This window comes from Bdellovibrio sp. ZAP7, assembly GCF_006874645.1.
GTDB lineage: Bacteria > Bdellovibrionota > Bdellovibrionia > Bdellovibrionales > Bdellovibrionaceae > Bdellovibrio.
In genome coordinates, this window is the sequence record NZ_CP030082.1 from 1487578 (window position 1) to 1509434 (window position 21857).

Consider the following 21857-nt stretch of genomic DNA (forward strand, 5'->3'; position numbering starts at 1 on the left):
TTCGAGACGGCACTGAAAGCCCGAGGAAAATTCCACATTTTGGATTCAATAATTGCTCAACTTCCATCTCGAAATTCACGCCCAGGGCCGATAGGAAAGGCATGGGAACGCACGTACGTACTGGAAAACCATCGCTACTGCGCGCACGATCACAAAAATGGATCGTGGCGGTTTCCCTATTTCTTACTGCTTGTTCCATGGATGCGTTGATTGATGACTTTAATAAGATCAATACCAGCAACATCACAGGTTACATCGCAAATTATTCTGCAAACTCTAGCCAAGCCTCTGCACAAAGTTTAACGACCTGTACGACGCCTGTTGTGAATCTCTATAAGTTGGATGCTAATGGGGAGAGAATTAAACCCGCTGCGGCTTCCACGGGGGTCGACGAAACCGGTGCTTATACTATTAATTTGCAAAGTGCGGGTTTTGAAACTGAGGCATTGAAAACAAATCCGATGCTTATTGAAGTCAACGGATGTTCCGCCGGTGTTTTCTTTAGACCGATCACGGGTTACTCCGAGCAAAACGTCAATATGTCATCGTCGTTGTTGGGCTTTATGGTCAACACCGATTATAAAGCGAAACTGGCAGCGGCCCTTCAGGATAATGGCGCCGATTTGCAATCTTTGATGTTAATCTTGGGTTCGCCAGACAGCATGCAAAAGTCTTATGAAATCTTAGTGGCGAATACCGAAGCCACCGATAAGTTCACACAGATTTTTGGCGTGGGTCCAGAGGCTTTGTTGGATGCATCTCCTGAAGTGACTTATGTCAATGTACCGTCCTTAGTACAAGAACGCGTCACTTACCAATTCGAGGCGGATTCATCGCATTGGTCACCAAGCTATACCACGATTTATGAGTGGAAAAAGAACGCTTCATCCCTGGGGGCGGGGAAGTCCTTTTCTTTTGCACCAGGTGGGAACTCTCAAGGCAACCATACCCTGACGCTTTACGTGGGGCAGGATGATGGCTCCGGTCACGTAAATACGACGAAGCCAAACAAGGTCTTTACGGTTCCCGTCGAGATCACAAACAATGTTCCTCCGCAGCCACCGAGCTTTACGGTGACATCTCCGTCGATCGCAGGTGGCCAGCCGGTGAATACGCGCAATCTGGTGATTGGTATTCAGACCGGGGCTGCACTTGCGAACTGTGATACTTTTAGTTCCTTGGTAATGACTGAAAGTTCAGCGATGCCAAGTGAAGCTACGAACTTTCCAATTGTGTGTACCCAAAATGGCACGCAAAGTTTGAATGTTACGCTATCTGCGGGTGAAGGAGCGAAAACCCTTTATCTTTGGGCAAAAGATGCTTCGGGATTGATTTCATCCGTTCCAACAACACTTGCTGTTGTTCTGGACACGGTGACACCGACGGTGACGATCTCAACTCAACCGTTGGCGCAAAGCAAATCCAGTTCTCAAGTATTTGCCTTCACCGGCAATGATGGCAGTGGAACTATCGATCGCTTTGAGTGTAAAATTGATGCGGATGCCTGGACTTCGTGTTCAAGTCCTCTGTCCCTGGCGGGCTTAGCAGAAGGCGATCACACATTTAATGTCAGAGCTGTCGATACGGCGGGGAATATCTCCACTCCGGATTCTAAAACTTGGCATATCGATTTAACGGCTCCGACGTTGACGTTGGCAGGACCACCAGCAATTACAAATTCTTTGTCTTCAGTTTTCACTCTGACGGGAGTGGACACAGGTGGTTCTGGTATGGGCGGCTATCAATGCAGCTTGGATTCCGGCGGCTATGCAAGTTGTACAGCGGTGGTTAACTATGTTTTAGTAGCAGGCAGCCACACCTTTAAAGCGCGTGCCTATGACGTGGCCGGAAATGTCTCAAACATTCTGACTCACTCGTGGACGATCGATACGACTCCACCAATAGTGACGATTACATCGAAACCTTCTGCAACAACGAATGCCACGACTGCGGCTTTTGGTTTTGTCGGTACGGACTCGGGTGGTGCGAGTATTTCGGGTTACGAGTGTGAACTTGATGCCGGGGGATTTGCGGCTTGTACAACAGGTAAGTCATATTCCGCATTGGCTGATGGCAGCCATACGTTTAAAGTTCGTGCCACAGACACTGCGGGGAATTTGAGTGCCGTCACGACATATACATGGGTGATTAATACTGTCACTCCGATGGCATCCATTACCTCATCACCGGACAGTATTACGAATCAAACTTCAGCGACGTTCGCGTTCTTCGCGACTCCGCCATCAGGTGGTTCGATCGCAAGTTATCAGTGTAAATTAGATGGCGGTGCCTTCGGTGCTTGTACTTCTCCACACACTTATAATGGATTGGTGCAGGGGACTCATACTTTTACGGTTCATTCCGTGGATAATCTTGGCAATGACAGCGATGATACATCCTATACTTGGGTTATTGATACGACGAATCCTACTTTAACTATTACCGATCATCCGGCTCTGAGTACAAACTCTGCGACAGCACAGTTTAAATTCACCGGTGCCGATACGGGTGGCGGAGCTATTGAGAAGTACTACTGCGATATCGATGGTGGTGGCTTTACAGAATGTGCGAGCCCTAAAAATCTAACATCGTTAGCAGAAGGCTCACATACTTTTCAAGTGAAAGTCATGGACACGGCAGGCAACACATCGACAGTGGCAAGCTATACGTGGTCTGTGGACTTAACGTCACCGGTACTGACTCTGTTGACGAAGCCAAACAGTCTGACGAATCAAACGACGGCATCGTTTACGTTCAGCGCGTCCGATGCCGGCTCTATCTCTGGATATGAATGTAAAATTGACGGTGGGACTGCGGTGTCGTGTGTGTCAGGGGTATCTTATTCTTCTTTGACAGCTGGCGCACACAATTTTGAAGTGGTGGCCATTGACGATGCTGGAAACTATTCGTCTTCGATTTCATATTCCTGGACAATCGATTTAACGGCACCGACTGTGACGATCACGGCGAAACCCGCTGCGAACTCCAACTCGTCAACGGCGACATTCAGTTTCACAGGCATGGACACGGGCGGTGGTGCAATTGCAGGCTATAAGTGTAAAATTGATGGTGGAGCTTATTCGACTTGTATGTCGGGTGGTTCTTATAACTCTCTGGCTGAAGGCAGTCATACTGTTTATCTTTATGCATCGGATACGGCTGGAAATGATGGCACTCCGATTTCCTACACATTTGTGGTGGATACAGTTGCTCCCACACTGACGATCACGACGCCGGCTAGTAATGGCTATGTGATTCCAGTTGGAAATGTTTCTGCGGTTACGTTCAGCGGTGCTTGTTCTGAAGAAGGTCTTTCGGTTACTTTGACCGGGGTGAGCGTCGTTCCGGTTCTGTGCTCAAGTGGTGCTTATACGATTGTTGCCAATATGTCTTCTTTGCCAGATGGTACTTATACGATTTCGGCAGTCCAAGTCGATGCCGCAGGAAATAGCGGTGCCTCTTCGAATCGGACAGTCATCAAAGATGCAACAGCTCCAACGATCACAGTCACAACTCCAAGTGTTGTTAAAGGTGGTGGAGTGATCTCTGCAACTTGGACTAACACCGAAGCCAACGTTGCCGCGAGCTCTTCATTCACGGTCGAGCTTTATGATGGCACGACGTGGACCAACGTTGGCACTAAAACGGCGACGGCAGGTGCAAATAGCGCTGTCAGCTACTCGTTGACGGGGATCACGGTTCCAGTTGTAAATACCGGTTCTGCTAAGATTCGTGTTTCGTTGACGGACGCCGCTGGCAACGCAAAAACAACGACATCGGGATCGTTTGCCATTGATAGCAGTGCGCCAACTCTTTCAAGCTTCACCGTGAATGGTGGTGCGCCTTCAACGACGAACAACAACGTTTTGATCGGCTTTAACGGGACGGACAGTTACAGTAATATCGCTAAAATCTGCATGCAGATGACCGCGACCGCACCGACAGCTGCAAGCAACTGTTGGATTCCTGTGAACTCCTATGGTTTGACGGCGGCAAAAAACCTGGTGACGTCTTCGATTTACTATAACGTGGGGTTGGTGTCAGGAACGTTTAATATCTACATTTGGTTGATGGATGCTGTAGGTAATATTTCGACAAATGCGGCTACGGCGGGTGTTGATAAGGGCAGTGTGGTTTATAACTCGCCAAACCCTCCTGGCATCAGTGCAATTCAATTAACTTCAACGGATACACCGAATTCGCCCCCAGCAGGATCAGATCTGATTGTGGGTGCAGGGCAGGCTATTTATTTGAAATGGAATATTACAAGCACTACAGGTCTCGCAACGAATCCTATCAAAGTGACTTATACCACTGATGACGCCACAGAGGGTGGAGTGCTTTCTTCAGGGTTGGCAAATGCTGGCAACGGCGGTTGTAACGTCACTGCAGGTTACACAGGTTGTGCTGTGTTCACAGCTCCAGTGGGCACATACTTCCGCTTAAAAATTCAGGCGACAGATTCCCAAGGCTTCTTTACAACGATCGCAAGTAATCCCCTGAACTCGGGTAAGATTAATTTCTTAGCGGGTAATACCGACTTGGGCCTTAATTCCAGTGCGAAATCAGCCATTATCAAGCCAACGGGAACTTACTCTCTGGCAGTTCTTGATGATGGTCGCATCTTTGTGATCGATACACGCGGTCTTGCGTGGGTAAATCCAGCAACGGGTGTATATGAGATTCTGGCGACAACGGCATCGTCAGCTTCTGGTGACGGTGGAGTCTTAACAAGTGCCAAGTTCAAAGCACTCAATGGTATCTGGGTTGACAGTAATAATGATGTGCTGGTCGCAGATAGTAACTACATCAGAAAGATAAACACTAAAGTCAGTCCAATGACGATCTCTCGCTTTATCGGGGGAGGCACTGACACAAGTTCTTACGTGGCCGTGGCTACCAATTATAAAGCGAGCGTGATGAAGCATCTCACCGTAGCCTCAAATGGTGATATCTATTTCACGGGTGAAAATGGCTTGAAGGTGCGCAAGTACACGGCAGCCACAGGAGCGATCAGTCTGATCACTCTGTCCGGTACGGGTAATAGCAGCTCTTCCACTCAGAATAATGCCCTTTGTACTTTCAGTAACTACTTTGTGAGTTTCGATTCTTCTGGTATTGCGGAAAGAATGGGTTGGTCCATGTCTTCGGGCAATGCATCTTCATCTTGTCCTTTGGGGTCCACTTCGGAAACAAAAGCCTACGCGCAAGTGGATCCAACGACGGGTGTGGCACAGTTACCGGCACCATCCCGCGTGAACTCTTCAACGGGTTACCGCGAGTATGTAGACTTCTATAATGATAAGAGCGGTAACTTATATACCGGTTACTCCAATTCAACCAATGCTCAGGGTATTTTTAAGTTTGAGCCTGTTTCCATGACCTGGACGCGTATCTATGGCAGTGCCAATTTCGGAACTTGCGCTGATGGAACCGCTCAGGAAAATTGTGGGATCGTAGCGGCCTCTATCGCCTTTAACAGCCAGGGACAGCTATTCTATATCGATGGTAAATCCAATGCGGTTCGTACTATTGACTATGAAGGTAAGGTCAGAACTCTAGTGGGGGACCGTCTGGGATCTGATGATGGAAAAAATGCCCTGGTCAGTCGTTTTGCAAATCTGACCGATGTGAAGGGTTGGACGTCGTCTGGAACGAACTATATTACGATGTATGACTTTGACGACGTCCGCATTCGCGAGTTCACACCAGGTGGATCTTTAACGACTCTGGCGGGCCAGCAGTATTCAAAAATGCCGACCAATGGATCGACGGCTGCTACGAATCCGTTGACGAATGTATATGATGCCGCTCCGACGCGATTCGTGTTAGGCGCGAACGGTGATATTTATATGCCAAGAACCGCTGCGACGATCGCGAAGATTTCGCGGGCCACGGGCAATTGGGAAGACCTCAATACGAATGGCGTTTACGGACCAGGCCCCGTGGCTTTAAGCGGGAACAAACTTCTGGTATCGACATTCTCTTATAACGGAACTCTGAACTCCCTGGTGGACTCGCGCCTAAGTATCGTCGATACTGTTGCGAAAACAATTAGTCGTGCCGCATATGATGGAAGCACGTCCATTGGAACGACGATTTGTGCGGATGGTTCCCTGGTGAATGGCGGATGTGCTGTAACGGGCCTTGCGAAAGACGAAAGCTATCAAGGCGCATTTGACGTTGCTACGAACAGCTGGTTGGTCGCTGATACAAATGGCTACCGCATTGCTAGCTTTGCCTTGGATGCTTCCGGCAACATGAGTACGCTGTTTACGGCTCCTCGTGCATTCTCTAAATTTGCGATCAACCGCACTTCGAACTTATCTGTAAATCATGTCTATATCTGTTCAAGCGGTTCGCTTTATAAATATGACTTGAACAATTCGGGAGCCGAGACATTGTTAGCTCTGCCAAATTCGACTTTCACCTGTGATGGTCCTATCACTTACGATAGCAACCGCAATAGCTTGCTCTTCGTCTATAAACAAAATGGCCTTCAGGGTGTGGCTGAAGTCGTAAGCCCTTAGGTCACTTTCCGAAGAGTAATTTTTTAGACTGAAACAGTACTTTTCAATCATGCCTCTGAGGGTAGACTTAAGCTGCATCCATGTAAGGAGGTCTTATGAATACCCAAACTCAAAAGGACACCTTAGCTGTCGGAAAAAAACTCGTCGATTACTGTAAAAGCAATAAAGTGGTCGAAGCTATCAATGACCTTTATGGCAAAGACATCGAAAGCCGGGAAGCCTTCGAATCACCTGGAATGCCTGCAGAATCCCGAGGAATAGAAAATGCGCTCAAAAAAAACAAACACTGGGAAGAAACGATGGAGATTCATTCCTCCCAAATTGATGGTCCATTTCCTTTGGGCGATCGATTCGCAGTCCACTTTAAATACGATGCGACTGATAAAAAAACTCAAAAAAAATGGGCTATGGAAGAAGTGGGAGTCTACACCGTGAAAGACGGAAAAATTGTGAAAGAAGAATTTTTTTACTCGATGTAGGTTTGTGATTTTGAAAATGAAAAAGGCTGCGTTGAGGCAGCCTTTTTCATTTTCAAAATTTACTTTGCTTAGTGGTGGTCAAGTCCACCCAGTTGAGTCGGCGTGTGAGTCTCTTCGCGAACCGTGCAATTGGAATAGAATAAGCAAATGAAGAGATAAATTGCAGATAGAGTTAGAAAACCTTTTACTCGGATTTTAGCCATTCCATAATCTCCCATGCGGCCAGTTCTTTAATATTCTCGTCTTTTTTGCGTCATTTAACGATAGCTAAAGATGCAAAACTGCTCCGTATTCTCAAACTGAAACGTACGAGTGTTAAATGCGATTTGCTTTCGAATTTCATTTCAGCAATTTCGCGTAGATAGAAAATACTTTCGTGTCACAAAATTTTAGCAATGACGATTCGTGATGAGAATGCTTAGTGACATATTCCAGAGTAAGGTCCAGGCAATTTTATGAAAATGACGAAGAATTTTACAGCCCCTTCCTGAGCTTAGAGCGGAGCTGAAAGGCTGTCGGATATTGGGTGAGACGAAATAAAAAAAAAGCCGAGTCACAGTGACTCGGCTTTTTTAATAGCTGAACAGAACAAAGTCTAGCGGCAGATCATTTTGGAAACAGTGTTGCTGTATTCGTAACCCGAGTCGTTTTCGTCGTACTCTAGAGTTGAATTAGCTTTTCCCAAGTCGCCCAAGGAAAGCTTTGCCCATTTCTCGGCACGTGAGCCCAAAGAACCTGTGATAGATTTATCACCAGAAGATTCACCCAGGTTGTAAGAGCCAACATCTGCAGTCCACACGTCAGTGTAGTCTTCAGAATTTTTGGATTTCGTTTTCTCCGTTCGATAGTCGAAGGAAACACCGTTATTCAAAGAAACTTGTACGTTCACTTTGCTGCCATTTTTATCGATACCCGTGCAAGAAACCGTTCTGGCTTGTGACGTCGCTGCAGCAAGTAGAGTGGCAGCAACTAAAAGAGACTTCATTTTCATAGACACCTCGAAGAGTAAGTTCGAAAAAGATGCGTTGTTATACTGCTAATCAAAAAAAAGTGGGGGATGAAACGTGCCGAGTGAAAAACTGGTAGGAGTGTCACAAAAATTGACACCTTGCTGGGGTGATCCCTAAGGTCTCATTAGCCCTATTGCTAGAAACGCCCTTTTTGGATCAGAACAAGACTCGACACTCACATCAGTAGTAAATAGCGTCTTGTTAAAGCACAATTGTTAATAGGGGATGCACACATATGAAATCTGTCTGGAAAAAACGCCAACGTATTATGTCGTATACGGCGCTTCTTGCGCTGATGCTCCTATTCCAAAACTGCTCCAGCACGGGTTTCGAAACACCGGCAAGTACGACAGGCAGCCAGTCAACTCCAGGTACGACTCCCAGTCCATCTCCCACGGCAAGCCCTTCGCCGACCGTAAGTCCGTCACCAACCGTTTCTCCTACAGCAAGCCCAACGGTAAGCCCGACAGTGTCACCAACGGTGAGCCCGTCACCAACGACAACGCCACTGCCAGCAGCTGATGTAACATTTAATATTGATGTGAATTTAAATCGTCACACGATTTCTCCTTATATCTATGGTTCAAACTATGAGACCAGTTTGTTCAATAATATTGGTTCCTTCCGCATGGGGGGTAACCGTTGGACGACTTATAACTGGGAGAATAATGCGACCAATGGTGGCACCGACTATAACAATTCCAGCGGTAATCGCGTTTGTGAACTCGTGAACTGCGGTAATAACAGTGAAGTTCCGGGGGAGGCGGTGCGCCTGGGTGTTTTGCTGGCCTATAAATATGGAGCCGCTCCGGTTGTGACGATTCCGATCGTTGACTATGTTGCTGCCGATAAAAATGGGACAATCACAGCACAAGCCTCGGATACGAATCCACGCTTTAGAAGAAATCTGGATCGTAAGCCGTCCTCGGTGACGACTCCTGTAGCAAGCCTTAATGACAACTACGTTTATCAAGACGAAGCGGTGACGTACTTCCAGAATACTTTTAAAACGGAACTCGCAGCAGGCAAGAAAATACACTACATGCTGGATAACGAACCGGCGATTTGGAAAACCACGCATCCGTTGATTCATCCGCAAAAGACTTCCTATGCCGAGATGAAAGAAAAGACGATTCGTTTTGCCAGTATGATTAAAGAAAAAGCACCGAACTCAATGGTGTTCGGTCCTGTGGCTTATGGTTTTAATGAAATGATGAGCTTGCAAGATGCCGACGATCGCAGCAACGGTGAATACATGTCCTGGTACTTGCAGCAATTAGCTGCCGCAGAAAAAACTTATGGCAAACGCCTGGTGGATGTTTTGGATATGCACTGGGGTTCTGAGGCTCGTGGTGATGGCAACCGTGTGCTTGATGAGACCGTCGCGCAGACGGCAGGCTTGATTGCGGCGCGCCTGCAGGCGCCGCGTTCGTTGTGGGATCCCAACTATAAAGAGACTTCCTGGATTGTGGATGATTATTTAAAGGCGCCTCTAAAGTGGATTCCACGGTTAAAAGAACGTATTGCGACTTATAACCCGGGCACAAAGATTTCTTTTTCTGAATACAATCACGGTGGTGGCGGCATCATTTCTGGTGGTATCGCTGAAGCTGATGTTTTGGGTATCTTCGGCCGTGAAGATGTATATCTTGCGACTCACTGGGACCGGGAAGATTCGCCGTACATTTATGGTGCGATGAGATTGTTCGTGAATTACGACGGTGCGGGTGCCCGCGTGGGTGATATCTCGGTAAAAGCCGTTTCTACGAGTGATGATAAGTCTTCGGTGTATGCGATGCAGTCCTCCACGGACAGCAAGAAGCTTTATATCGTGGCGATCAATAAAACGTCGGCGGCATTAAGCACGAATATCAGCATTGCAAATGCCGGGTCCTTTACGAAATACTCGCGCTATATGATCTATGACGGTGTCTCCACGCCGAAGAGCATGGGTGACACGGCAATCAGTGGCAGCGCCTTTAATTACTCGATGCCGGCGATGAGTGTGACGACGATGGTTCTGTCGGCACCGTAAAGACTGGTTTATCCGACATTCCTAAACGCCCGACGAATGGCAGCTTCAAAGCCGGTCGGGCAAAGTCGATTCCAAAGTTCATTCCTAAAAGGTTGATTTCGATTCCCTCGGCCAATCCTACCGTGGCTCCCAGCATGCCAAATAATGAAAGCTGCACACCTGTACCAGATTCGGTGATGCCCACAGGTTGTGCGCGCCCGATCCAATCCTTGCCGATCGCATGCGGTGGCAGATCAGTGTAAATTCCCGGTGTATTTCTCATTACATAAGAAACAAAGGTGTTGCTGTTGGGGCCGGGATAAACGCGGTAAGAATCCGGGTAAGGGTAACTTTCCACGGCTTTTAAAATATTCGGAATCATTTCAGCCGCAGCGTCTCCACGAATATCCAAATGCAAAGTCGGCTCATTGCCAAACCATCTTTCGTCAGGTTGACGGTGAGTCAAACGGACCACGGGCCACCCACGATTCGCGTAGTAGCCAATGACCTCATAGATATTCCACTGACTGGCATCTTTTTCTTTATAGGCGATCCACGAGTGGACGGCGAGATTGCCTTTCCATCCATAAGTTCGCGCAGAATAAATCTGCACCACCGCGCGAGATTCTTGTTGAGGAGTCGGAGCTATGCCGATGGAGCTGCGATCCGCAGTCCGCCAATCACTGGCAGCGGCTAAGAAAGATTTAAAAAATAGAACACTCACTAGTAACAGCGATTTCTTTTTCATGCTGATCAGAATAACTGATAACTGCGAAAAGCAACAGCCATGGAGCGCCATAAGACAGACCAAGGTAGGCCGCGAGATCCGCGCCCACCTTGAAAAACAAGTGATTCTATTGTTCCGGTATTATTCGGGGCGTGGATTTTTTTGTAGATTGCAACCACCGACGAGTTGGTCATTCCAAACTCCTTCGTACTGATAAACAGTATCTGACATACCATCGCTGCCTTTTTTATTTAATTGAATGCGAAGTTTCGCTTCTCCATTAATGGATTTGGCTGTCAGGAAATTTCCCATTTTGGTGTGAGTCGATGGCCAAGTCACGAGCTCCTCATTTGGACGAGTTAGAGCCAGTTCATGCATCTCAGTGTCGTAAGTGACCTGTTGAAAAGGCTCCGTAAAATTACACCAATAAGTTGTCGCAAAAGCGGTCGGTGCAAAGATGATGCTCACGAAAGCGGCTAGGACATGCTTCATAGATTCTCCTTTTGTATTTGTTGTAGGAGGAGATTAAGGGGGGAATCCTTGTTTGGTGTACTAACAACTCGGTAATCCGGCTTTTAAGTGCTGAGAATCACAGGGCTCCGTGGGTCATTTAAGAGATGGCAAAAAAGGGGTGCCTATTTTGTCGTTTGTTTTGGAAAGGATTTCCCGGTTTACAGGGGTGGAAAGGGGTCAGCTCGAATTTAGGCGGACAAGACCTCTCGGCATAGAAAATGGATAGTGGTCTCTATCAACCTTAATAAGGAACCATTTATGTCTAAACGTTATACAAAAATCTTTGCAGCTTCTGTTTTGATGATGATTATGGGTCTTTCCAATGCGCATGCAGCGATGGATAAAGACAATGCGATCGATGCTCAATCTGACGTTGAAAGCGCTTTTGCAAATCTAGATGAAGCTCAAGGTGGCTTTGATGAATCCGTATCTGAGCTTGGCGCTGCGAAAGCTGATTTCGCCGATCGTACTCGTGAACATAAAGACACAACTCAACGCACTCGCCGCGAAATCAAACGCTTGCAAGTAGAGGCTGATCGTAACTCCAAGCAAACAACTCGTTTGATTAGTGAAGCAATCACTTTGCGTAAGCAAATCGAAAAAATGGACTCCCAAGAAAACGATGCTCGCAATAAATTGGCACGTATCAATGAAAAATTGAATAAGGCCAAGGCGGACCGCGATCAATCTCAGGACAGAAAAATGCAGATGACGGCTCAGATCAATGCAACTCGTAACGAAACAGCTCGTACGAATGCGGCTTTGAAAACCGAGCAAGCGAAATTGGCTCGTGCTAAAAATGAAGAGCGTCAATCAGCTGCGATGCTTAAGAAAACGGATGCTGATTTCTTGAAAGCTCGTGCAGCTTATGAACGTGAATCTAAAAAGCTTGAGCAACAAACGATGGCGGCTTTGTCGAATGCTGACAAGCACAACAGAAAAGCTCAGCAAAACATCGAAAAAAGAAAACAACTTCAAGACAAGTTGAACCAAAAACGTCAGAAGTTGAGTGAAGCGAAGCAAAAGCAAAAACAAGCTTTGGCTCGTTTAAGCACATTGAACTAAAAAGCTTTGCGGCTTAAAAATGAAAGGGACCCGACGGGTCCCTTTTTTTATTCGTAGTGGCGATATTTTTTGCGGAACTCAGATTCGATTTTTTGATAAGTTCCATTGGCAATGATGGTTTGCATTCCCTTTTCAAAGATGGCTGCGTATTTAGAACCGTCTTTGTGTTTTTTCGAGAAGTTTACGTACAAGGAATCTCGGGAAACTCTTCCCAAGGCTTTTACTTTCTGCCTTAGTTCTGGGTTCTTTTCCAGAATCGACTCTCCCGTTAAGCCCCACAGGACGGCGTATTGAATGCGACCGGCTGCCACTTTTTGCAGCTGGGATTTTTCATTCGGCCCGTTTTCCGTTTTGATGCTCTTGTTCGCGATAAATTCTGAAGGGTACGTGTAACCAATTGTAGTTCCAACCACTTTACCCTGAAGATCCGAAAGCTTTAAGCCCGCTTTTTCATTTTGGCGGCCATAAATAACCATATCCGCTTGGAACAAGGGGGTCTCATGAAAGATATAATTATCTTTGGTGTTCTGATTGATCAGAGTGTCAAAGCAACCAATAGAGTTGCCTTTGTCGACCTCCATCATACAGCGAGTAAAAGGCATAGGGCGTATGATTGCCGTCACACCTTGTGACTTAAAAGCCGCACGCACGATATCGGGCGCAAGTCCCTGAACGTCTTTATAATCCTGAGTGGCGGAGGAGTATGGTGCCCAGTCGTCTTCCCCCACCAGGGTGATGGTTTCGGCCTGGGATGGTCCCGAAAAAAGCAATGCAAGAAGAAATATCCAACGAGAAGAGATCATCAAATTAAGCTACCTCAAAAATGGCACTAATTATACTAGTATTTGTTCATGTCCAGTTATACGAGCCATCATCATCTTTATAACTGATGTACAAGTGGGGGCCTTCGTAATAAGATGCCGCCATGGACACAGACAATTCCCAGAAACGACCGGTTTATATTCCTTATTCAGGAACTTTTCTTTTGGACATTTCTTTACTGAATAAAGGAAGCGCATTTTCTGAAGAAGAAAGAAGCAACCTCAATCTCCATGGACTTTTACCAGAACACATCGAAACTATTGAAGAGCAAGCGGGTCGTGCTTACAGTCAATTTTCGCTGATCAAAAACAATCTTGATCGCCACGTCTTTCTACGTCACTTGCAAGATACTAATGAAACTCTGTTCTATTACTTGGTTGTTAGGCACATCACTGAAATGTTGCCCGTGATTTATACTCCCGTGGTGGGGGAAGCCTGCGAACACTTTTCTGAAATCTATCGTGCCCACCGTGGTTTATTTATTTCTTACTCCCACCGGGATCGTATTGATGAAATGCTTCGCAACGTAACGAAGCAAAAAGTAAAAGTGATCGTGGTGACGGATGGTGAACGAATTTTAGGTCTAGGCGATCAAGGCATCGGCGGTATGGGAATTCCAATTGGCAAGTTATCTCTGTATACGGCGTGCGGAGGTATCAGTCCTGCGTACACTTTGCCTGTCGTTTTGGATGTGGGTACGAACAATCAAACATTAATTAACGATCCACTTTATATGGGTTGGAAGCATCCACGTATTTCTGGGGATGAATATTATCAGTTTGTGGATGAGTTCATTGAAGCCGTCAAACGTCGTTGGCCTGATGTGCTTTTGCAGTTCGAAGACTTCGCACAAAAAAATGCTTCACCTCTGTTGAAACGTTATCGCGATGAGATCTGCTGCTTTAATGACGACATTCAAGGCACAGCCTCGGTTGTTGTCGGCAGTTTGATTGCAGCCAGTCGTGCAGCCGGTGGCCAGCTCCGCGATCAAAAAGTAGTGTTCCTGGGGGCTGGTTCTGCGGGTTGCGGAATTGCCGAACAAATCGTGGCACGCATGAAGCAAGAAGGACTTTCTGAACAAGAAGCCCGTGCTCGTGTCTTCATGGTAGACCGCTATGGTCTTTTAACAGACAAGATGCCAAACCTTTTGGAGTTCCAAGCTCCGTTGGTGCAACCAACAGATTCTCTTCAGTCCTGGGGACTGTCAGAGGGCGAGATTTCTTTGTTGGAAACTGTTCGTCACGCAAAACCGACAGTATTGATCGGCGCCTCGGCTCAGCCTGGATTATTCACTGAAGAAATCATTCGTCTGATGCACAGTCATTGTGCTCGTCCGATCGTGATGCCTTTGTCGAATCCGACATCTCGTGTGGAGGCTTTGCCAGAAGATATCATCCGTTGGACCGAAGGCTCGGCATTGGTTGCGACCGGCAGTCCTTTTGCGCCTGTGGCTTTCAACGATAAAATCTATCCCATTGCTCAATGTAACAACTCTTATATTTTCCCAGGCGTAGGCTTGGGAGTGATCGCATCAGCAGCCCGTCGTGTGACGGATTCGATGATGATGGCGGCCAGCGAGGCTTTGGCAGATTGCTCTCCGATGGCTATTTCTGGAGAGGGTGTTTTATTGCCTGAACTAAAAGACATTTCCTCTGTTTCAGTCGAGATCGCATTCAGAGTGGGTAAGGCTGCCCAGGTCGATGGAGTGGCCGCTAAAATGACGGATGACGAGCTCTTAGCAGCCATCCAGCATAACTTCTGGAAACCGGAATACCGCACGTATCGCCACAGAGCCGCGACTTAAGATCGAGGAGAGCTGACTCGGCCTTGTCGATCTTGAGCTGGGTGCATCAGCGACCCGCCATCGTGGCTCAGCCGTGGCCCGCTTGCGGCGGGTGCGCGCATCCATGCGCCCACGGAGGTCGCTTCTCACCCATCCCAAGGTGTCTAAGAAATAGTCGAAAAACAGAATTCTGAAATTTCTCACGAGAGCTAGTAAACTGAGTTCTATGATTCAGGAACTTTGGCATTCATTCCCCAGAACGTTAGTCGAAAGAATTAATTCGCTGCTGGACGAGGCTGAGCCAAGTCAGGCCAAAGCCTTTCAGCTTTATAAAAGCTGTCAGGCCGACGGGCTGTGGGATGAGTCGTTTGAAAAGTTTCAGAAAAAACTCAACGCCTTTTATGCTTTGCCGAAACACGATCGTCGCAAAAGCGCTATGGACCAGGCCTTAAACGGTCCGATGCCTTCAGCGACCTTTGCCGAATTTCATCTCAACTTTAGAAATGCAGCCATCGATAATCGTTCTTTGCAAACTCTGGCCAGTTGGACTCATCATCTTTTGCGCGTGGGTGGCAAATATACGAGTGTCGTTATTGCCGAAGATATTATTTCCAAAACTTTGAATTACATTACTCAACCTCCAGCGTTTGAAAAATCCTCGAACATTGATTTTGATGATTTTTGTGAAGCTTGGAGAAAAACGGTTTTTAAAAATTACGGAAAATCTCACGACGCCGAGATGACTCGGATCGTGGGGGAGTTGCGCTACTTAAACAGTCAGCTTGTGATTGAGGAACAGCAGCGCCGTGACCGTCCGGTGATGATCCCAACGATCTATCTGACTCAGACAGAAATCGATTGGACCATGGCAGTGATGGAGGCTGCGGAAGAAAACTTAGAAATGCCCAAGTATCCTCTTTCCAAAGGACCGCAGAAACCTCGCTTGATTGAACTCTTGCGTGTGGTACAGCTTTATAAGATCGTGCAAAACACGCAGCTTCCAGAGTTCGTGAAACACCGGGAAAGCATTCGCGCGACCATCTTGGATCGCTGTCAGCGACTGCTTGTCGACAAAGCAAGTTAACGATTTAAAGCCTCTAATCTATCCAATAAGACTTGGTATGGCCACGGGCGTTACCGCCTGAAGTCATGCCTATCTCTCTTCTAGAACCTGTGCTCTATTTTTGAGACCTGAATATCAGTTTCTCGAGGGGGAATCGTGACTAAAAAGTCCGCTCGTAAAAAGTTATCGCCACGCACACAAGCCATTCACGGTGAAGCACTTTCAAAATCCTGGGAGTTTTCTCATCACTTGATTCCGCCGATGACGGCATCTACAACATTCCGACTGGGTTCTTTAACCCGTGGTGCCGAGGGCTTTAGCACATTTGCAGGACCGCAAAACTCTGATCAGCCGATCTGGATTTATGATCGCTTGGAAGAGCCGACAACAAAGATGCTTGAAGACCAGCTGGCTATTTTGGAAAAAGGCGATTGTGCCGTGACGTTTGGTAGCGGCATGGGTGCAATCTCTGCGACCTTGATGACGTTGATGAAAACCGGTCAGAAAGTGGTTTCGCATAAAACTCTTTATGGTTGCACGTACAGCTTGATCACAAACTGGTTGCCACGTTTTGGTATCGAACATTCCTTGATTGATGTGAATAATTTTAAAACTCTGGAACAAGAACTGAAAGATCCAAAAACACGCGTGGTGTATTTTGAATCTGTTTCTAATCCTATTCTGGAAGTCGCTGATCTGGAGAAAATTGCGGAGCTGGTAAAAGCGGCCAATAAAAAACGAAAACCCGATAATCGCATTTATACTGTGGTGGATAATACTTTCGCAACGCCTTGGTCTTTGCGTCCTATCGAGTGGGGCATTGATTTCGTTATTCAAAGTTTGACTAAAAATATCTCGGGTTTTGGGACAGAGATGGGTGGGGCTGTGATCTGTCCAAAAGCTTTCGATGGCCAGCTGCGTGTGGCTCGTAAAGACTTTGGTGCGATCATTCATCCGTACTCCGCTTGGCACATCCTGGTTTATGGGATCTCGACGCAAGCCATTCGCTTTGAACAACAACAGGCGACAGCTTTGAAGGTGGCTCAGTTCCTGGAAAAACACCCAAAAATCGAGAGCGTCACTTATCCTGGATTGAAATCTCATCCGCAAAGCAAACTGGCGCGTAAGTATCTGGTTTCTCCCGAAAATAACTTTGCTCCGGGCACGATGATCTCCTTTAAACTTAAAGGCGACATGAAACGCTGTCAGAAATTTGTCGATGATGTCGCGCAAAATTCTTATGCGATCACTTTGGCGGTTTCCTTGGGTCTTACAAAAACTTTGATCGAAGTTCCAGGGTTCATGACTCATTCAGCGATCCCGGAAAACAAACGTGGCGAAAGTAAAATTGACCCGCGTGCGATTCGTCTCAGTATCGGTCTGGAAAGTGTGAAGGATATTATTGGGGATCTTGAAGACTCGTTGAAACAAGTCTAAGAAATCCTATTGACCTGACTTCCTGATTGCGACATAAAGCTCAGCACAACTAGGGGTGCTGCTATTCGGTGTTGAATGGCGGCTGAGAAATACCCTTTGAACCTGTTTGAGTTAGAACTCGCGTAGGGAAGTCACATGAAAATACCCTTTCTCTTGGTGTCCGCCATTCTTGGTGGATTAAGTTTTGAAGCCCGCGGGCAGGAAGCCTCTGCCGCCATCCAATTACAACCTGTTTTAGTGAGCGAGACCGCAGACACTGATGCTTCTGTGCTTGGGTTTCCTGGATTTACTTTGCAGGAAGTTCCTTTGTCTGCCTCTAGTTACGATGATGGCGATCTTCAAAAAAATCAGATTCATCGTCTTTCAGATTTAACGACTTTAGATGCCTCTTTGACGGATAGTTACAATGCCACTGGTTACTGGGACATGGTTTCAATTCGTGGTTACACGCTCGATAATCGCAATAACTTTCGCCGGGAAGGTTTGCCGATTAATGCCGAAACCTCGATCCCTTTGGACAACAAAGCCGATGTGCAAATATTAAAAGGCCTTTCTGGAGTGCAAGCGGGCATCAGTGCCCCCGGTGGTTTGATCAATTATCTGGTCAAGCGTCCCACCGGAAAGCGATTTATCAATGTGCGCTCTGATGCCAGTGATTCAGGAAATTTCCTGGTGTCGGCGGATGCCGGTGGATTACATCAGTCAAATGAGAATTTAAGTTATCGCTTCAATGTCGCTCGGGAATATCTGTCGCCACATTTAGAAAACGCTAAGGGCACAAGAACATTGCTTGCTGGAGCGGTCAGTTATCGTCTTGGTAAGGCAAGTTTATTGGACATCGAGTTGGAGTGGTCACAGCGTTCGCAACCCAGCCAGGCCGGAATGAGTTTATTGGGTTTCAGTCTGCCTGTAGTATCTGATCCAAATATCAATCTGAACAATCAGTCTTGGTCTCAGCCTGTGAAGTTTGCGGCCCTCACAGGGACTTTACGTTATACTCAGATGTTTACTGAAAATTTAAATTGGGTGACATCACTTGGCGGTCAGAATCTGGTTAATGGGGATCATCTGGCTTACGCTTTCGGTTGTACGAAAGAGGGAAACTTTGATCGCTATTGCTCTGATGGTACTTTTGATTTCTATGACTTTCGCAGCGATGATGAAAAGCGCGATACACAAGCACTGCGCACGTCTCTCGACGGAAGGTTTCAATCATCACGGTTTGCACACTCGTGGAATTTTGGCGTGATGGGCTGGAAATCAAAAGAACGCTATCAACGACAAGCCTACAATTTTGTTGGCGAAGGAAAAGTCGACGGTTCTGCCGTTGTTCCCGCGGATCCATCTTTGACGGATGAAAGCACAAATCGCGACTCTGACAATCTTCAGGTTTTTGCTTCGGATTCTGTAAATTGGAATTCCTGGACGGGATGGTTCGGAACCAGCTGGAATGGTAGCGAGCGCAGTAGTGTGCGCACCGATGGTTCACGCCCGACAAGCTACTATCAAAGTTTTATTTTGCCCTGGGCGGCCTTGTCCTATCAGTTTGAACAATTCATGACTTATGCGAGTTATGCCGAAGGGATGGAGTCTTTTGTTACTCCGAACCGAAATACCTATGCTCGTCCTGGTGAATTTTTGCCGGATGTAAAGTCAAACCAATACGAAGTCGGATTGCGTGGGGGGCGTGATATTCGCTGGGCTACGGCTCTGTTTGAAATTCATCGCCCGGTAGTGATCGATCAGGCGCCTCTTTATCAGGTGGACGGTAACGATGTGCATCGTGGAATTGAAGTAAACTTGCAGCAAGTTTTGCAAAGATGGAGCTGGAATTTCAATGGCATGCTTTTGGAAACTAAACGCGAAGACAGCTCTGTGAATCCGGCTCTGAATGGGAAAAAGGCCATTAATGTTCCAGATGCGACCGTGCGCACAGGAGCACAATATCACTTGCTCAGCGTCGCTGGTATGTCGGTTGGTGGGCGAATAGTTTATGAGGGCCCACGTGCGATCCTTGCGGATAATTCGCTCACCTTGCCGGGATGGGTGCGCTGGGATGCGGGGTTTGGTCTAAAGAAAAATTGGGGATCCGTCCCCGTGAGAGCGGAGGTCTTAGTTGAGAATTTGCTTGATCGGAAATATTGGAGAGAATCTCCCACACAATATGGTCACGTGTATTTGTATCCCGCTGCTGAAAGAATTTTGACTCTGAGTTTTCAGGCGGAAATCTGAAAAAAAGGACGGGGAGACCCGTCCTTTTTAGGTTGGCTTTTGGAAGTATTATTCAGCACTGGCCATGCGATCTTCTTTCGAATTTTTTTCTTCAACTGGAGTGACAAGGTTAAAGGCTGGATCAAAAGTATCCAATGTCGCAACCAAATCATCCAATGCTTTGGTTTTGCCATCTGATTTAAGCTTGTCGTTTCTTTGCAGGTCATCGGATCTTGCCATACCTCCAAGGATTGAACCGAAGTCTTCTGATGACATGGTGTAAGTCGCATCGACTTTTTCTCCTGGCACCATTTTTCGAATATTCAAAACAGAGTTATTGAGCTCCAGGACTTGCTTTTCTTTGGAGTTATTTAAAGACAAGCCGATTTTCATTTTCTTGCCTTGAGCTTTTTCAGGATTGATATGCAGTCCCGTGTACTCAATTAACATAGAAAGCGGCAATGTGCGGGTGTCGATGAACTGCATAGTTGGCATTTTTGAAGCGCCACGTAGTTCAGCCGCTCCCGAAAGGTAAACGTCGCGCCATGGACCGCTTTCAGCTTGGAAGCCCATTTGCTCCAAAGAGGCTGCTTGAAGTCTGAGGGCTTCTTTGTTTGTGGGCTCAGCATATACCAAGTGATTCACAACTTCAGCCGCCCAGCGATAGTCGCCCTTATCAAAGGCTTCGCGCCCAATTTTTAGGACTTTCTTTGCTCCACCCATGGCCGTCACATAGCGTTTGCCAGCTTCCACGCGAGGATGCTTGTGAAGAGTCGCGGGGTTGGCATTATAGAATCCCAGATACAATTGATATGTGGCTTTGACGTTGTGGCTTAAAGAACCATAGTAACCACGGTTATAGAATTCTTTGGCCAATTCATCTGGAAGTTCCATTTTTTCTGCGATTTCTTCGGCATCATAACCTTGGTTCGCCAGTCGTAGGGTTTGGTCATTGATGAATTTATACATGTCACGCTGTTTGGTGATATGCTCTATTACTTTGGCGTTGCCCCATCTTGGCCAGTGATGAGAGGCAAAACTCACGTCAGCTTTTGAGCCAAACATGTCCAACGTAGTTGTCAAAGCATTCGCCCATACCATCGGGCTGCGCACTTTTGCTCCACGTAGCGTGTAAAGATTGTGCATCGTTGACGTGGCATCTTCTGAAAGGCAAAGAGCCTTCAGCTGTGGAAAGTAAAAGAGCATTTCTGATGGGGCTTCAGTACCAGGGGCCATTTGGAATACGATTTCGATTCCATCCACCGTCAATTTTTCACCCGTTTTGGAGATTGTTTTATTTGGTGGAATCAGACCGGAAGTGCCCAGCGAAGTTGCTGGCCCCAAACCTGTTCCTAAATTTCCAGCTGAAGAGTTTTGAATACCAGCTCCATACATATAGATCGCTCGGCGTCCCATCGCATTTCCGGCATAAAGATTTTCGCTCACGGCTTCTTCGACAAGGCCTTCAGGTGCGATGACTTGAATCTTTTTGCTTTTAGCGTCTTCGGCCGTGATCACTCCAGCGGCTCCACCAAAGTGATCGACGTGACTGTGAGTGTAGATTACGGCTTTCACTGGGCGCTGGCCCAGTTTTTCATTTGCCAACTTCAAGCCCGCAGCAGCGGTTTCTGAGGATATCAATGGATCAATAACAATCCAACCGGTCTTTCCTTCGATCAACGTCATATTCGAGACATCAAAACCACGGATTTGATAAATCTTGTCAGTGACTTTGAAAAGTCCATTGATGCGCGTCAGTTGTGACTGTCTCCATAAACTTGGATTGGCCGTATCTGGTGCTTCAGTGTCTTTAACAAAATTAAAAGCGTTCAGATTGTAAACGGTTTTACCTTCAGCATTTTTGATCACGGGATTGTCAAGTGTGGCAATGAAGCCCTTCTGAGCAAACTCGAAATCTTCTTTATTCGAAAAATCCAACATCTTACTATAGCTTTGGTTGATTCTTCTAGTAGTTTCAGTGGCTTTTCCTTCAGGTAAATCTGCTGCGGAAGCGACCGAGGCCGTGAAAGCGAATACAGTCGCGCTGAGAGCCGTGCTGCTCAAAAAGTTCTTCATAATTTCCTCCTGGATAATCAATTATGGTTTAGTGTCGCCTGGAGAGCCAATCTGCTATGGACAATGTGTGAGAAATCACCCATAATGTTCGATGCCCATTCAAGTGGTCATATTGACAAAGGACAAT

General features: G+C 46.8%; 14 protein-coding genes and 1 riboswitch. Of the genes, 8 read left to right on the plus strand and 6 right to left on the minus strand.

All coding sequences use genetic code 11. The features are described from left to right. Positions 1–101: 101 nt before the first annotated feature. Together DOM22_RS07310 and DOM22_RS07315 are read left to right on the plus strand one after the other, a co-directional pair. A complete protein-coding gene (locus tag DOM22_RS07310; protein ID WP_142699738.1) occupies positions 102–6530 on the plus strand; it encodes an Ig-like domain-containing protein in 6429 nt (2142 codons plus the stop codon). A gap of 95 nt (positions 6531–6625) precedes the next feature. After that, positions 6626–7009: a nuclear transport factor 2 family protein gene (locus DOM22_RS07315; RefSeq protein WP_142699739.1), complete on the plus strand. Its 384-nt coding sequence runs from the start codon at positions 6626–6628 to the stop codon at positions 7007–7009. 68 nt (positions 7010–7077) lie between these two features. On the opposite strand, the gene DOM22_RS20150 is transcribed toward DOM22_RS07315, so the two are convergent. Together DOM22_RS20150 and DOM22_RS07320 are read right to left on the minus strand one after the other, a co-directional pair. Then, a complete protein-coding gene (locus tag DOM22_RS20150) occupies positions 7078–7212 on the minus strand; it encodes a hypothetical protein (RefSeq protein WP_256373470.1) in 135 nt (44 codons plus the stop codon). A 392-nt stretch (positions 7213–7604) separates the two neighbouring features. Continuing rightward, positions 7605–8000, minus strand: a complete 396-nt coding sequence (locus DOM22_RS07320) for a hypothetical protein (protein WP_142699740.1) — start codon at positions 7998–8000, stop codon at positions 7605–7607. Between the two features lie 254 nt (positions 8001–8254). Here DOM22_RS07320 and DOM22_RS07325 point away from each other — a divergent pair, with 254 nt between their 5' ends. Next, entirely contained in the window at positions 8255–10054 is a 1800-nt protein-coding gene (locus DOM22_RS07325) for a glycoside hydrolase family 44 protein (protein WP_142699741.1), read from the plus strand. Here DOM22_RS07325 and DOM22_RS07330 read toward each other — a convergent pair. Further along, positions 9999–10757, minus strand: a complete 759-nt coding sequence (locus DOM22_RS07330) for a DUF3750 domain-containing protein (RefSeq protein WP_246845884.1) — start codon at positions 10755–10757, stop codon at positions 9999–10001. The genes DOM22_RS07325 and DOM22_RS07330 overlap by 56 nt on opposite strands. Positions 10758–10901: 144 nt before the next feature. Then, the gene (locus DOM22_RS07335) at positions 10902–11252 is read right to left on the minus strand and encodes a hypothetical protein (protein WP_142699743.1); all 351 of its coding nucleotides are present in this window, start codon (positions 11250–11252) and stop codon (positions 10902–10904) included. A gap of 279 nt (positions 11253–11531) precedes the next feature. On the opposite strand from DOM22_RS07335, the gene DOM22_RS07340 reads away from it, so the two are divergent. Then, complete coding sequence (locus DOM22_RS07340; RefSeq protein WP_142699744.1) at positions 11532–12338, plus strand: hypothetical protein; 807 nt, start codon at positions 11532–11534, stop codon at positions 12336–12338. A gap of 47 nt (positions 12339–12385) precedes the next feature. Here DOM22_RS07340 and DOM22_RS07345 read toward each other — a convergent pair whose 3' ends face one another. Next, positions 12386–13141, minus strand: a complete 756-nt coding sequence (locus tag DOM22_RS07345) for an ABC transporter substrate-binding protein (protein WP_142699745.1) — start codon at positions 13139–13141, stop codon at positions 12386–12388. A gap of 122 nt (positions 13142–13263) precedes the next feature. Here DOM22_RS07345 and DOM22_RS07350 point away from each other — a divergent pair, with 122 nt between their 5' ends. From DOM22_RS07350 to DOM22_RS07365, 4 genes are all read left to right on the plus strand, one after another. Then, positions 13264–14964, plus strand: coding sequence for an NAD-dependent malic enzyme (locus DOM22_RS07350; protein WP_142699746.1), 1701 nt, complete (start codon positions 13264–13266; stop codon positions 14962–14964). Between the two features lie 205 nt (positions 14965–15169). Continuing rightward, positions 15170–16027: a hypothetical protein gene (locus tag DOM22_RS07355; protein WP_142699747.1), complete on the plus strand. Its 858-nt coding sequence runs from the start codon at positions 15170–15172 to the stop codon at positions 16025–16027. A 135-nt stretch (positions 16028–16162) separates the two neighbouring features. Next, the gene (locus DOM22_RS07360) at positions 16163–17443 is read left to right on the plus strand and encodes a PLP-dependent aspartate aminotransferase family protein (protein ID WP_142699748.1); all 1281 of its coding nucleotides are present in this window, start codon (positions 16163–16165) and stop codon (positions 17441–17443) included. A 41-nt stretch (positions 17444–17484) separates the two neighbouring features. After that, positions 17485–17589, plus strand: a riboswitch (TPP riboswitch). Continuing rightward, positions 17579–19675, plus strand: coding sequence for a TonB-dependent siderophore receptor (locus DOM22_RS07365; protein ID WP_142699749.1), 2097 nt, complete (start codon positions 17579–17581; stop codon positions 19673–19675). It overlaps the preceding riboswitch by 11 nt. 48 nt (positions 19676–19723) lie before the next feature. Here DOM22_RS07365 and DOM22_RS07370 read toward each other — a convergent pair whose 3' ends face one another. Then, positions 19724–21730 carry an alkyl/aryl-sulfatase gene (locus DOM22_RS07370; protein WP_142699750.1) on the minus strand — a complete coding sequence of 669 codons (2007 nt, stop codon included), beginning with the start codon at positions 21728–21730 and terminating at the stop codon, positions 19724–19726. Between the last annotated feature and the right edge of the window lie 127 nt (positions 21731–21857).